Annotated in this window: 13 protein-coding genes; 8 read left to right on the plus strand and 5 right to left on the minus strand. The window is 63.1% G+C overall.

All coding sequences use genetic code 11. The features are described 5' to 3' along the window. Positions 1-115 precede the first annotated feature (115 nt). From V1294_RS04865 to V1294_RS04885, 5 genes are read left to right on the plus strand one after another with little or no spacing between them, the layout of a single operon-like run. Positions 116-2,887 carry a hybrid sensor histidine kinase/response regulator gene (locus tag V1294_RS04865; RefSeq protein WP_334495488.1) on the plus strand — a complete coding sequence of 924 codons (2,772 nt, stop codon included), beginning with the start codon at positions 116-118 and terminating at the stop codon, positions 2,885-2,887. A gap of 12 nt (positions 2,888-2,899) precedes the next feature. Then, positions 2,900-3,373, plus strand: a complete 474-nt coding sequence (locus V1294_RS04870; protein WP_334495490.1) for a chemotaxis protein CheW — start codon at positions 2,900-2,902, stop codon at positions 3,371-3,373. Positions 3,374-3,401: 28 nt separating this feature from the next. Further along, positions 3,402-3,791 carry a response regulator gene (locus V1294_RS04875; RefSeq protein ID WP_334495492.1) on the plus strand — a complete coding sequence of 130 codons (390 nt, stop codon included), beginning with the start codon at positions 3,402-3,404 and terminating at the stop codon, positions 3,789-3,791. Between the two features lie 30 nt (positions 3,792-3,821). After that, the gene (locus V1294_RS04880) at positions 3,822-4,694 is read left to right on the plus strand and encodes a CheR family methyltransferase (RefSeq protein WP_334495494.1); all 873 of its coding nucleotides are present in this window, start codon (positions 3,822-3,824) and stop codon (positions 4,692-4,694) included. A 3-nt stretch (positions 4,695-4,697) separates the two neighbouring features. Next, complete coding sequence (locus tag V1294_RS04885; RefSeq protein ID WP_108522291.1) at positions 4,698-5,018, plus strand: pilus assembly protein PilZ; 321 nt, start codon at positions 4,698-4,700, stop codon at positions 5,016-5,018. A 78-nt stretch (positions 5,019-5,096) separates the two neighbouring features. Here the strand turns inward: V1294_RS04885 and V1294_RS04890 are convergent, their stop codons facing one another. Next, on the minus strand, positions 5,097-5,369 hold the full coding sequence (locus V1294_RS04890) for a PAS-domain containing protein (RefSeq protein ID WP_334495497.1): 273 nt from the start codon (positions 5,367-5,369) through the stop codon (positions 5,097-5,099). A gap of 33 nt (positions 5,370-5,402) precedes the next feature. Continuing rightward, positions 5,403-5,786, minus strand: a complete 384-nt coding sequence (locus tag V1294_RS04895; RefSeq protein ID WP_334495499.1) for a hypothetical protein — start codon at positions 5,784-5,786, stop codon at positions 5,403-5,405. A 142-nt stretch (positions 5,787-5,928) separates the two neighbouring features. Here V1294_RS04895 and V1294_RS04900 point away from each other — a divergent pair, with 142 nt between their 5' ends. Continuing rightward, positions 5,929-6,570, plus strand: a complete 642-nt coding sequence (locus V1294_RS04900) for a response regulator transcription factor (RefSeq protein WP_108522288.1) — start codon at positions 5,929-5,931, stop codon at positions 6,568-6,570. Positions 6,571-6,642: 72 nt separating this feature from the next. Here the strand turns inward: V1294_RS04900 and V1294_RS04905 are convergent, their stop codons facing one another. The 3 genes from V1294_RS04905 to V1294_RS04915 all read right to left on the minus strand — a co-directional run bounded on the left by V1294_RS04905 (position 6,643) and on the right by V1294_RS04915 (position 11,581). Next, positions 6,643-10,149, minus strand: a complete 3,507-nt coding sequence (locus V1294_RS04905) for a PAS domain S-box protein (protein WP_334495501.1) — start codon at positions 10,147-10,149, stop codon at positions 6,643-6,645. A 67-nt stretch (positions 10,150-10,216) separates the two neighbouring features. Further along, a complete protein-coding gene (locus V1294_RS04910; RefSeq protein WP_334495503.1) occupies positions 10,217-10,642 on the minus strand; it encodes a response regulator in 426 nt (141 codons plus the stop codon). A 222-nt stretch (positions 10,643-10,864) separates the two neighbouring features. Continuing rightward, positions 10,865-11,581 (minus strand): GntR family transcriptional regulator, encoded by a 717-nt coding sequence (locus tag V1294_RS04915; RefSeq protein WP_334495505.1) that lies wholly within the window; start codon positions 11,579-11,581, stop codon positions 10,865-10,867. A 111-nt stretch (positions 11,582-11,692) separates the two neighbouring features. On the opposite strand from V1294_RS04915, the gene V1294_RS04920 reads away from it, so the two are divergent. Together V1294_RS04920 and V1294_RS04925 are read left to right on the plus strand one after the other, a co-directional pair. Further along, the gene (locus tag V1294_RS04920; RefSeq protein WP_442895423.1) at positions 11,693-12,697 is read left to right on the plus strand and encodes an ABC transporter substrate-binding protein; all 1,005 of its coding nucleotides are present in this window, start codon (positions 11,693-11,695) and stop codon (positions 12,695-12,697) included. A 5-nt stretch (positions 12,698-12,702) separates the two neighbouring features. Next, positions 12,703-13,467 carry an ABC transporter ATP-binding protein gene (locus V1294_RS04925; protein WP_334504494.1) on the plus strand — a complete coding sequence of 255 codons (765 nt, stop codon included), beginning with the start codon at positions 12,703-12,705 and terminating at the stop codon, positions 13,465-13,467. Positions 13,468-13,474 lie beyond the last annotated feature (7 nt).

The raw sequence follows: 13,474 nt of genomic DNA on the forward strand, positions 1-13,474 counted from the left end.
GATATTTCGTTCACCATGTCCGTATTAGCACGGACAGCAAAATTAACGTAGCCGTGAAATCCGAAGGGTTAGTTTGCAGAAGGCCGATATTTGATTTCTTGGAAGGCATGCTCATATGGACGACCTGTTGCGGGAGTTCCTGACGGAGACCAGCGAGAGCCTGGATACGGTCGATAATCAGTTGGTGCGGTTCGAGCAGGACCCGAGCGACGCGAAGATCCTGGATAACATCTTCCGGCTGGTCCACACCATCAAGGGCACCTGCGGCTTCCTGGGGCTGCCGCGGCTGGAAGCGCTGGCCCATGCCGGCGAGACGCTGATGGGCAAATTCCGCGACGGCATGCCGGTCAAGGCCGAAGCCGTGACGCTGATCCTGTCCTCGATCGACCGCATCAAGGAAATCCTCGCCGGCCTCGAGGCCACCGAGACCGAACCCGAAGGCACCGACGAAGACCTGATCGAGAAGCTGCATGCGATGGCCGAAGGCGCCAAACATGCGGCGGCCGAAGCGCCCGCTCAACCCGCACCTGTCCCCGTGGTCGCCGCACCGCCGGTGCAGCCCGCGATGACTGCGGGCACGCTGGTGGACCAGGTGCTGGAGCGCCCCTTGCGTCCCGGCGAGGTCTCGCTCGACGACCTCGAACGCGCCTTCCGCGAGACCGAGATCGAAGCCGCGCCCGCGCCCAAACCCGCGCCGGCCCCCGTCGCCAAGCCGGCCGCACCGGCGCCCGCCGCCGCCAAGCCGGCCGCGCCGGAAGCCAAGGAAGTTTCCAAGGAAGCCGCGAAGGCAAAGCCGGCCAGGCGCGCCGCTGTCGCCGACACCGACGTCCAGGAAGCCGACAAAATCGCCAACCAGTCGATCCGCGTCAACGTCGACACGCTCGAACATCTGATGACCATGGTCTCCGAGCTGGTGTTGACCCGCAACCAGCTTTTGGAAATCTCCCGCCGCAACGAGGACACCGAGTTCAAGGTGCCGCTGCAGCGTTTGTCGAACGTCACCGCCGAGCTGCAGGAAGGCGTCATGAAGACGCGGATGCAGCCGATCGGCAATGCCTGGCAGAAGCTGCCGCGCATCGTCCGCGACCTCTCCGGCGAACTCGGCAAGCAGATCGAACTCGAGATGCACGGCGCCGATACCGAACTCGATCGCCAGGTGCTCGACCTGATCAAGGATCCGTTGACGCACATGGTGCGCAACTCCGCCGACCACGGCCTGGAGACCCCGGCCGAGCGCGTCGCCAACGGCAAGGGCGAGCAGGGCACCATCCGGCTGTCCGCCTATCACGAGGGCGGCCACATCATCATCTGCATCGCCGATAATGGTCGTGGGCTCAACACCGAGCGGATCAAGGCCAAGGCGCTGCAGAACGGTCTCGTCAGCGAGGCCGAGCTGGAGAAGATGACCGAAGCCCAGATCCACAAGTTCATCTTTGCGCCGGGCTTCTCAACGGCCGCCGCCGTCACCTCGGTCTCCGGCCGCGGCGTCGGCATGGACGTGGTGCGCACCAATATCGACCAGATCGGCGGCACCATCGACATCAAGAGCGTGGCCGGCGAGGGCTCAAGTGTCACCATCAAGATCCCGCTGACGCTGGCCATCGTCTCGGCCCTGATCGTGGAAGCCGCCGGCGACCGCTTTGCGATCCCGCAATTGTCCGTGGTCGAGCTGGTGCGGGCGCGCGCCAACTCCGAACACCGCATCGAGCGCATCAAGGACACCGCGGTCCTCAGGTTGCGCAACAAGCTGTTGCCGCTGATGCACCTGAAGAAGCTCTTGAAGATCGACGACGGCTCGTCGTCCGATCCCGAGAACGGTTTCATCGTGGTGACGCAGGTCGGCAGCCAGACCTTTGGCATCGTGGTCGACGGCGTGTTCCACACCGAAGAAATCGTGGTCAAGCCGATGTCCACAAAACTGCGGCACATCGACATGTTCTCCGGCAACACCATCCTGGGCGATGGCGCCGTGATCATGATCATCGACCCCAACGGCATTGCGAAAGCGCTCGGCGCCTCCGGCTCCTCGGCCCATGAGCTGGCCGACGAGGCCTCGGCCGCGCATGCGATTGGCGGCGAACAGCTGACCTCGCTGCTGGTGTTCCGCGCCGGCTCGAGCCAGCCCAAGGCGGTGCCGCTCGGGCTCGTCACCCGGCTGGAGGAGATCGCCACCGACAAGATCGAACTCTCCAACGGCCGCCACATGGTGCAATACCGCGACCAGCTGATGCCGCTGGTGCAGATGGTCGGGGTCACCGTCCAGACCCAGGGCTCGCAGCCGATCCTGGTGTTCGCCGACGATGGCCGCTCGATGGGGCTCGTGGTCGACGAGATCATCGACATCGTCGAGGAGCGGCTGCACATCGAGGTCGCCGGCCAGCAGGACGGCATTCTGGGTTCGGCCGTGATTAAGGGCCAGGCCACCGAGGTGATCGACGTCGGCCACTTCCTGCCGATGGCGTTTGCCGACTGGTTCTCGCGCAAGGAGATGCGGGAGTCATCGACGGCGCGATCGGTGCTGCTGGTCGACGACTCCGCGTTCTTCCGCAACATGCTGGCCCCGGTGCTGAAGGCCGCCGGCTACAAGGTGCGGGTCGCCGTCAACGCGCAGGAGGGGCTTTCCGCGCTGCGCTCGGGCCACACCTACGACGTGGTGCTGACCGACATCGAAATGCCGGACATGAACGGCTTCGAGTTCGCCGAAGTGATCCGCGCCGACCACAATCTGAGCACGATGCCGATCATCGCGTTGTCCTCGCTGGTGTCGCCGGCGGCGATCGAGCGCGGGCGGCAGGCCGGCTTCCACGATTACGTCGCCAAGTTCGACCGTCCCGGCCTGATCGCGGCGCTGAAGGAACAGACCGCCGAGACCAGTCGCGCGGCCTAGGGGTAAACAGTGATGACAACCAAGACCGAGACCATCGAGGGCACCGTAGCCGAATACGTCACCGCCGTGATCGGCGGGCAATTGTTCGGCCTGCCGATCTCGCGGGTGCAGGACGTGTTCATGCCGGAACGGCTGACGCGCGTTCCCCTGTCGTCGGCCGAGATCGCCGGCGTGCTCAACCTGCGCGGCCGCATCGTCACCGTGGTCGACATGCGCGCTCGCTTAGGCGTACCCAAGAACGACGACGGCAAGCCGCCGATGGCGGTCGGCGTCGACCTGCGCGGCGAATCCTACGGCCTCTTGATCGACCAGATCGGCGAAGTCTTGAAACTCCACGATAACGGCCGCGAGGAAAACCCCGTCAACCTCGACCCCCGCATGGCCAAGCTCGCCGGCGGTGTTCACCGTCTCGACGGCCAGCTCATGGTCGTCCTCGACATCGATCGCGTTCTGGAAATCGTGCCAAAAACAACCCTCGCAGCGTAACACCGCGCGTCAAACAAGGAGGCCTGAAATGAAAACCTGTCTTGTGGTCGATGACTCCAGCGTCGTGCGAAAGATCGCGCGCCGCATCCTGGAAGATATGGACTTCCAGATCACCGAGGCCGAGGACGGCGAGCAGGCGCTTGCGTTCTGCAAGGAGGCCATGCCTGACGCGGTTCTGCTCGACTGGAACATGCCGGTCATGGACGGCTACGAATTCCTCGGCAATCTGCGCCGCCTGCCCGGCGGCGACGCGCCCAAGGTGGTGTTCTGCACCACCGAGAACGGCATGGATCATATCTCGCGTGCGCTGCATGCCGGCGCCAACGAATACATCATGAAGCCGTTCGACAAGGACATCGTTACGGCAAAATTCCAGGAAGTCGGTCTGGTCGCGCTTAACGAACAGAGCTCGGTCTAAATCTTATCCGCTTGCCCTTGAGAGGCCACCGTGACCCCGCCAGACTATGAGTATCTGCGTAAGCTCCTGAAGGATCATTCCGGTCTCGACCTGTCCGCAGACAAGCAATATCTGATCGAAAGCCGCCTGCTTCCGCTGTCGCGCAAATGCGGTGTGCCGGGCATCGGCGAACTCGTGCAGAAAATGAAGGGCGGATCGTCGACGATCATCGCCCAGGTGGTCGAAGCCATGACCACCAACGAAACCTTCTTCTTCCGCGACAAGGTGCCGTTCGAACACTTTCGCGATACGATCATGCCGGAGATGTTGAAGGCGCGCGCCAACCGCAAGAGCATCAGGATCTGGTGCGCCGCCGGCTCGACCGGCCAGGAGCCGTATTCGCTTGCCATGTCGCTGAAGGAAATGGGCGCGGCGCTGGCCGGATGGCGCGTCGAAATCATCGCGACCGACCTGTCCACCGAAGTGCTCGAGAAATCGAAATCGGGCATCTATAGCCAGTTCGAGGTCCAGCGTGGCCTTCCGATTCAATTGCTCGTCAAATATTTCAAGCAGAACGGCGAGCTCTGGCAGATCAGCCCGGAGCTGCGGGCCATGGTTCAGCACCGGCAACTGAACCTGCTGCATGATTTCTCCCAGCTTGGCACCTTTGACGTCATCTTCTGCCGCAACGTCCTGATCTATTTCGATCAGGACACCAAGATCAATATCTTCGGCCGCCTCGCCAAGGCGATGGAAGGCGATGGCTTCCTGGTGCTGGGCGCGGCGGAAACGGTCGTCGGCCTGACTGATGTCTTCAAGCCGTTCCCGGACAAGCGCGGTCTCTATCGGCCGAGCGGCGCGCGTGCCGGGTCCGCGCAGGCCGCAACGTCGATGCCAAAAATTGCGGCGATGGCGGGACGGTGAGCGATGACAGAGGACGGCAAGAGCTTGGATCGAGTCACGTTCAGCCGGGGCTATGACGTCTGCATCATGGCGATCGACGGCACCTGGCGCAGGGACTGCCAGCTTAACGCGATCTCGGACACCGACGCCGAGTTGACCGTGGAAGGCTCCATTCAGGGCCTCAATCTCAAGGAGTTCTTCCTGCTGCTGTCGTCGACCGGTCTCGCCTATCGCCGGTGCGAACTGGTTCGCGTCAACGGCACGGAAATGGACATCCGCTTCCTGAGAGGCAAGCACGCCAAGAAGCGGCCGGGCGCCTCGTCAAAAGAAGAAATGATGAACTGAGCCGGTAGCGCCGGCGGGGCCAAATGCTCCGGCGCAGCGCAGACGGTTCGCCCAGTTCAACAGGTGTCGACGGCTTTCTCACGCGGGGCGGCAAGACCCGACGTGCAGGCGGTCGGGCGCCAGCCTGTACATTTTTACGTAGCGATCGTTCCACAGCAGCAGGCGATTGTCCGGCCGGAACTTGCAAAGGCCGTGGCTCATATTGTTGAGCGCCGCGTCGAGCTTCTCCATCGTCGTGGCGATGTCCTGGTCCGACGGCGCGCCCGTGGCACGACGGACGCCAGCCCGCGATCGCAGCAGGTAGTTAACGGCGCGAGAAAATCCGGATGAAAGTTTGCGGTGGAGAGACATCGTGCGCTCTGGCAGGGCGGTGCCGTGTCGGGCTTACGCCCCGATGACCGAGAGTACCGGCGGGCTTGAGGCGCATGGACCGCTATCGCCGGACTCCCGCAGGGAGCGCAGGGCAATGCCAAGATTGACGTCGCAAGCCTGCAATGCGGCGACAGCCTTCATGCAGCGGGGAGACACGTCGTCGAGCACGATGATGTCGGTGGAACTCTCGGGGCTGCGGGGCGATGTTTCCGCCGAAGTTTCCGTCAAAGTTTCGGCCGAAGTTTCCCTGGCGATCGTCTGTTCGATCAGCCGCAGGCTGTTCTGGACGTGCTCGACCAGGCTGACGAGGCCGGAAACCACGGCACGGTAGGCGTCATTCTGGTCGTGGGGCGCCTGTGCGACCTGTGCGACGCCGGCGCCTGCTGCATTCTGCATGAGTGCACTCCTTAGTTACTTTTTTAGGTGTGCGTTGCTACTTGTGCGTTCAGCTGCGGTCCCGTACAAATACGGTCCGGTATGGAGTTCGATACCGTTATCCGAGTGTGAGTCACATCCAACCACGCATGGACGATGGAACATGGCTGAAAAAGCCCCCTCCCGTGGGGAGATCTTTGTAGTCGATGACGACCCCGCCGTTCGCGACACGCTGTCGATGGTCCTGACGGCAGGCGGCTATCAGGTCATCTGCTTCGCCGACGGCGCCGCGCTGCTGGCGATTGCACGAACGCGGACGCCTTCCTGCATCCTGCTCGATGTGCATATCCCCGGTAAGTCCGGCCTCGATATTCTGAGAGAGCTGCATGGCGAGGATTATCCTGCGCCGATCTTCATGATCTCGGGGCAGGGCGATATCGCCATGGCGGTCAGCGCCATCAAGAACGGCGCGCTGGACTTCATCGAAAAGCCGTTTCGCGGCAGTGAAATCGTCGCGAGACTCGACGAGGCGATCGAGGCCTACGCCCGCCGGCAGGCGGAGAATTCGGCATCTCGAATCGCGACACTGCATTTTCCGGGACGCGAACCGCTCACGCGGCGCGAGCGCGAGGTGCTGGAACAGTTCACCGCCGGCGCGTCCAACAAGGAAGCGGGGCGGCATCTCGGAATCAGCCCGCGCACGATCGAGGATCACCGCGCCAATATCATGAAGAAGCTCGGCGCGCGGAATGCGGCGGACCTGGTCCGGATCGTGATGACCACGCAGCGTCAGGGCCAGATCTGATTATGCGGGTCTGATCGCAGGCTTGATTGCAGGCAGGCTGTTACAGGCCGGGTGCGGTCGCTGCGGCGTCGATCAATCGGCGAGCGCTTTGCGAATCATGATCGCCATATCCGATTTCCGGTAGGGCTTGGCGAGCAGCAATACGCCTTCGTCGAGCCGGCCGTGATGAATGATGGCATTCTCGGTATAGCCCGAGGTGAACAGTACCCTCAATCCGGGCCTGACCTTCAACATCTCGTCGGCGAGCTGGCGGCCGTTCATGCCGGGCATGATCACGTCGGTGAACAGCAGGTCGAACGCATGGCCGGTATGGACGAGCGCGAGGGCTTCGGCTGCGTTCGCCGCGTCCAGCGTGACGTAACCGAGTGAATGCAGTTGCGCGAGCACATAGTCGCGCACCAGCTTGTCGTCTTCCACGACCAGAATTATTTCATGGCCGCCCTCGACGGCCGGCGCCAGCGCCGGATCGGCCGCCGGCAAGGCGCCCGTGGCCGGCGGCAGATACATCTTGATCGTCGTGCCATGGCCCTCCTCGCTGTAGATCATGATGTGCCCGGCCGATTGCTTCATAAAGCCGTAGACCATGCTCAGCCCGAGGCCGGTGCCCTTGCCCGGGCCTTTCGAGGTGAAGAACGGATTGAATACCTTGTCGAGCATCGCGGGCGGGATGCCGGCCCCGGTATCGCTCACCGCGATCATGGCGTAGCGGCCGGGCCGGACGTCGCTGTGCGTCCTCGCATAATTATCATCGAGAATGACGAAGCCGGTCTCGATGATCAGCTTGCCTCCGTCCGGCATGGCGTCGCGGGCGTTGAGGGCCAGATTGAGGATCGCGGTGGCGAGTTGATTGGGATCGACGATCGCCGGACAGGTCTCATCCTCGAACACGGATTCGATCTCGACATGCTCGCCGAGCGTCCGCTGCAGCAGTTTCGCGGTGTCGATGATCAGCGTGTTGACGTCGGTTATCTTTGGTTCGAGCGGTTGCTTGCGCGCGAATGCGAGCAGCTGCTGGGTGAGGTCGGCGCCGCGCGAGGCGGCCTCGTCGATCATTCGCGTGATCGCGGCAAGCTGCGGTTCGCCCTTAACGGCATCGGCCAGAATTTCGATCGTTCCCGTGATCACGGTCAGAATGTTGTTGAAGTCGTGCGCGATGCCGCCGGTGAGCTGGCCCATGGCCTCCATCTTCTCGGCCTGCCGGATCCTGTCCTCGGCCGCGATCCTGTCGGTGAGGTCGCGGACGAATCCGTTGAACAAGAAGCCCCCACGCGTCTTCAGCGCGGCGATGCTCAGCTCGACCGTGATTTCCTTTCCGTCGCGCCGCCTGACCTGGAGTTCGCGGCGGGGCTGACGGACTGCCTCGTTGCCGGAAAGCAGGAAGGATTGCAGGGCTTTCTTCAGGGGGCCTTGCCCGTCCGGCTGGCCCATCAGATCGAACAAATTCCTGCCGAGCGCTTCATCGCGCGGCCAGCCGAAGATATTTTCAGCCTGCGCATTCCAGTCCCGGACACGGCCCTTCTCGTCGATCTGGACGAAGGCGTCCAGCGCGGTGTCGATGATGCCGCGCGCGAGCTGCTCGCTTTCGCGCAACGTCTCCTGCGCCAGCCGGCTCTCGGTCATGTCGCGGCCGACGAAGAAGAAGCGCCTGGCCGGTTCGGACCATGTTCCGAGCCATGACAGCCACACCTCCCGCCCGTTCTTGTGAATGCAGCGCGTATCGGAGATCTTCGGACGTTGCCCACGCCGTGCCGCGCGCATTTCCTGGCGGGAGGTCTCGAGATGGTCGGGATGAATGAAGTCCTCGCCGCTGCGGCCGATCATTTCCTCCGGCCGATAGCCCAATATGGCCTCACAGCTCGGACTGATCTGAACCAGAGCCCCTCGCGAATCCAGCACCATGATCAGGTCCTGCGAGGTCTCGAAGATGCGGCGAAGCTCTTCGGTCTGCCGACGCAGCACCTGCCTGGTCTTGTTGGATTCGGTGATGTCGCGCACAACCTTCGAGATGCCGATGGTCGCTCCCGAAGGCGCCTTGATCGGAGAGATGCTGAGCGAGACTTCGATCCGCCCGCCACCTTTTCGCAGGCGTACCGTTTCACTGTGTTCGATGCTTTCGCCCCAGCCGATCCGGCGCAGCGCGTCCTGCAACTCCGGCAGTCGATCCTCGGGTACCAGCAGCGTGATGTTCTTGCCCGTGGCCTCCGTCGCGCTGTATCCGAACAGCCGCTCCGCCGCCGAATTCCAGCCGGTGATGGTGCCGTCGAGCGACGTCGTGATGATGGCGTCGTTGGAGGATTCGACCGCCGCGCTGAACAGCCGCTCCCGCTCGGCATGATGGTCGCGTGCCGCTATGGTGCGGCGATGCTCCTGTACCTCTTGTTGGAGCGCCGCGGTCTTTGCATTGATTTCCTCGAACGCATACGCAAATGCGCGCGCGAGCACACCGGTCTCGCCGCCTGCATCGACCGGAATGGCGATCTTCTTGCTACTGGTCACCCCCTGCACGGCTTCGGTCAGCTGCACGATCGGGCGGGTCAGCGACCTCGCGATCACCAGGGCCAGCACCGCCGCGCACAACACGGCGATCCCGCCAACGAGAAGGGAAGTATTTCTGATGCTCGCGGCCGGCGCCATGATGACCGCGTTAGGGGCGGTTTCGATGACGCCAACCCATTCGACGCCCGCCAGAATAGCGGGCGCCAGCGCTATTCCGCCCGGCTGTGCGGCTTGATCCGGCACGATATCCGAGCTGCCTTGCGTGGCCCCGGCCTGCGACGCCAGATGCGGGAAGTCGGCTTTCCAGTCGTTCGGCTTGCCGAGCAACGCGCCGAACTCGCGCGACCGATCCGGGTGAATGAGATAGTCGCCCTGCTTGTTGACGACGTATATGGTTTCGCCAGGCAACACCGACGACCGGATACGGTCGAACGCCCGCCGCATGTCGACATTGACCATGAAAAGGCCGAACGGTTTGCCGTCGTCTCCAAAGATCGGCGTCGCGACGCGCAGCGTCGGCCTGTGCACCGCCTCGATCAGTCCGTTGCGTCGACCCAGATCGAGCGGCGAGACGTAGATTTGCGTGGGGCCCAGCCCCATCGTTTCGTGGAAATAGCCGCGACTGTTTCTCTTCAGCAAGCCCTCTTCGGGCACGATCCGAACCGTGTCGTTCGGTCCCGCGCGATCGACGCGGACAAGCTCACGGCCATCGTCGTCAAGGCCGATGATCCGAAGCATCGCATAGGTTGGCTTGGCTTCGAGTTCGGCCGCGAAGCGTGATGCCAGCCGGTCGCGCCAGGTCTTTTCGGTGACGCCATCGACTGGATCTATGCCCCCCGATCTGCGGGCGCGGATCAATCCGTGCAGCGCCGCTGCGGAACGAAAGCTCGCGACATCTCCGGTCGCGCTGGCCGCGTAATATTCGAGGTCGGTCGCGAGCTGCCGCGAATGAGTCTCGATGCGGTCGCGAGCCCGCAGCAGAAGCGCCTGTTCCAGGTTGCGATAGTTCAGCCATCCGACCGCGGAAACCGCGATCGCGACCAACGCAATCATCGCGATGGCAAGCTTGGTTGTGAGCGTCATGTCGCTGTTCGCTTGCCCTCCCGCTCCGGCCCGGCGGGCCGCCGGATGAATCGGATGCTATGGCGCATTACGGGGAGGAAGCAACACCGCCGCGCGATGGCGAGCCGCGTCCGGCGGCTGCCAGGCAGCCCGTGACGGCTGCCAGGAGGTCGGCCGGCCGGAACGGTTTCTGCAGGCTGGAGACCGCGCCAAGCTTGGTCGCCATGGTCAGGAAGTCCGGGGCGGTGTCTGCCTCCGAAGAGACTGGCCGGCCGGAGATGACGATGATCGGAAGCTGCGGCTGCTGCTGGCGAACCATCCGCATGGTTTCAAATCCGTCCATTCCCGGCATAAAAATGTCGAGAAACAGCAGATCGAAATCTCCGGTCTGACACAATGCCAGGCCCTTTCGACCGTCATCGGCAGTGACCACGCTATGGCCTGCGCGTTCCAGCAACAGGCGGATGGTCATCTGGACCGCAATATCGTCATCCACGACCAATATTCTTGCCAAAGTAAAAAGTTCTCCGGGCCCCGTTTGGAAGCAGGTCAACGGAAGGTTGCGAGTTTTGCCGAATCCTCGTGTTGTCGCAACTGCTTCGCCGGCAGGAACGCTCCGGTTAGCGTCAAAAAAGCCCGGATAAAAACGCAGTTATCCGCATGTTGCCGGGCAGACAAGCACAAGGCCTTGCGCACGAGAAGTCATTCGCCCGCGCATGCGGCAGGGCCGCAAGGATCAGTTGCTGAGATATTCCGGGTAGCGCGATCGAATCCGGGCGAGTTCGCTGAGCGTGCCGGACAAATGAGTGCGCAGGTGCTTCTGCGCCTCGTCGGGTTCCCCGGCATTGATCGCCTTCGCGATCAGTCTGTGATGCCGCACGATATCCTGCGCCTTGCCGGGCGAGGGCAGATGCATCCGGCGCAGCCGGTCGATATGCCCGCTGCGACTGCGCACCAGCGCCCAGATGTCCTGCTTGTCGGCCGCCGCATAGAGCTGGCTGTGGAACTCGTTATCGGCGGCCATGAATTTTTCGAAGTCGCCGGCCTTGGCATGTTGCTGCTGGAGGGCAATCGTCGCTTGAAGCTCGGCGACGAGCGTTCCGTCGTGCTGGATCGCGAGCCCACGCACGATTTCGAGTTCGACTGCCTGCCGCAGGAAATGCGCCTGCTGCGCCAGCCGCACGTCGACCCGGCTGACCACGGTTGCATATTGCGGGAAGACGTCGACAAGCCCTTCTTCTTCAAGCCGCATCAGCGCATCGCGGATCGGCGTCGAGCTGACGCCGAACTGGCCGGCAAGCGCGGCGCGCGACAACGGCGATCCCGGCGGCAGTTCCAGCGCGATGATCATGCCGCGCAGGCGCTCGAACACCTGCGGCGCGGCCTGGCGATCGCGATCGAGCCCGCCTGCGGAACGCGGGGCTGCGCGGCGGGAGACTTGCAGGGGAGCCATCGGACGACCGGCCGTTTTCAGAAGGGACTTGCCTCAGATGCACTAATACATTAGTGCATCTCCCCGGAAGCGTCAACGAGGCGCCGGAGGAGATGCACAATGAAAAACAGGATGTGGAGCGCCTGCGCGGGCGCCGTTGCGATGCTGATGATGCTGCCGGACTCTCAGGCATCGGCGCAGCAGAAGTCGGAGATCACCCTGTCGCGGCAGCCGGGCATTTTCTACATGCCCTCGCACATCATGGAAAAGAACAAGCTGATCGAGAAGCACGCGGCTTCCCTCGGCGTTCCCGGCGTCACCACCAAATGGATCAATTTGAGCGGCGGTGGCGCGCAGACCGATGCATTGCTCGCCGGCAGCGTCGATATCCTCAATACCGGAACCGGCAACCTCCTGCTGCTGTGGGATCGTACCCGCGGCGGCGTCAAGGGCATCGTCGCCACCTCGGCGCAGCCGATGACGCTGATCAGCCGTGATCCGAATATCAAGTCGATCAAGGACTTTGGTCCGAACGACAAGATCGCGGTGCCCACCGTCAAGGTCTCGACGCAGGCGATCGTGCTGCAGATCGCGGCCGCCGAAGCCTTCGGCGCCGACCAGTGGTCGAAGCTCGATCCCAACACCGTGCAGCTCGGCCATCCCGACGCCTATGTCGCGTTGACCAACACCCAGCACGAGGTGCGCAATCACTTTTCGATTCCGCCGTTCACGTTCCTCGAACTGAAGAACGTCCCCGGCGCGCATGTGGTGCTGTCGTCGCCCGACGTGATGGGCGGCCCGCTCAGCCAGGCGCAGTTCTTCACGACGACCAAATTCGCCGACGCCAACCCGAAGATCGTGCAGGCGGTGCGCGACGCCACCAAGGAGGCGCAGGACCTGATCCGCAGCGACACCAAGGCCGCGGTCGAGATCTACAAGGAAGTCACCGGCGACAAGACCAGCGTCGACGATCTGCTGGCGTGGCTCAAGGAGCCCGGCATGATGGAATGGAACCTGCAGCCGCAGGGCACCATGAAATTCGCCGCCCATCTGTTCAAGGTCGGCACGCTGAAGACCATGCCAAAAGCCTTCACCGATTACTATCTGCCGGTCGCGCACGACCTGAAGGGTAATTGATCGACATGGCCGCGCTTCTCGATGTCAGTGACGTAACGCTGCGCTACAAGACTTCGAGCGCGGTGGTGACCGCGACCGAGCGGGTCAGCTTCACGGTCGATCGTTCCGATCGCTTCGTGCTGCTCGGCCCTTCCGGTTGTGGCAAGTCGACGCTGTTGAAGGCGGTCGGCGGCTACATGACGCCGAGCGAAGGCAAGATGCGCATCTCGGGCCGCGAAATATCCGAACCCGGCGCCGACAGGATGATGATCTTTCAGGAGTTCGACCAGTTGCTGCCGTGGAAGACGGTGCTGGAAAACGTGATGTTTCCGCTGCTGATGACGCGCCGCCTGCCGCGCAAGGACGCGGAGATGCGGGCGCGCGCTTATATCGAGAAGGTCAGCCTCACCCGCGTCGTCGATGCCTATCCGCACACGCTGTCCGGCGGCATGAAGCAGCGCGTGGCGATCGCCCGCGGCATGGCGATGGAGCCGGATATTCTGTTGATGGATGAGCCGTTCGCCGCGCTCGACGCGCTGACGCGGCGGACCTGCCAGGATGAATTGCTGCAACTATGGGCGGAAACAAAGTTCACCGTCCTGTTCGTCACCCATTCGATCGCGGAAGCGATCAAGATCGGCAACCGCATCCTGCTGCTGTCGCCGCATCCCGGCCGGGTCAAGGCCGAGGTCGTCGATGTCGACAAGGTCTCCGGCGAGGACGGCAGCGCCGCCCGGCTGGAAAAGCAGATCCACGATTTGCTGTTCGCCGACGCCGTGACGGCACACTGAGGGGGAG

It is taken from the genome of Bradyrhizobium sp. AZCC 1678, assembly GCF_036924765.1.
In the GTDB taxonomy this organism is placed as follows: Bacteria; Pseudomonadota; Alphaproteobacteria; order Rhizobiales; family Xanthobacteraceae; genus Bradyrhizobium; species Bradyrhizobium algeriense.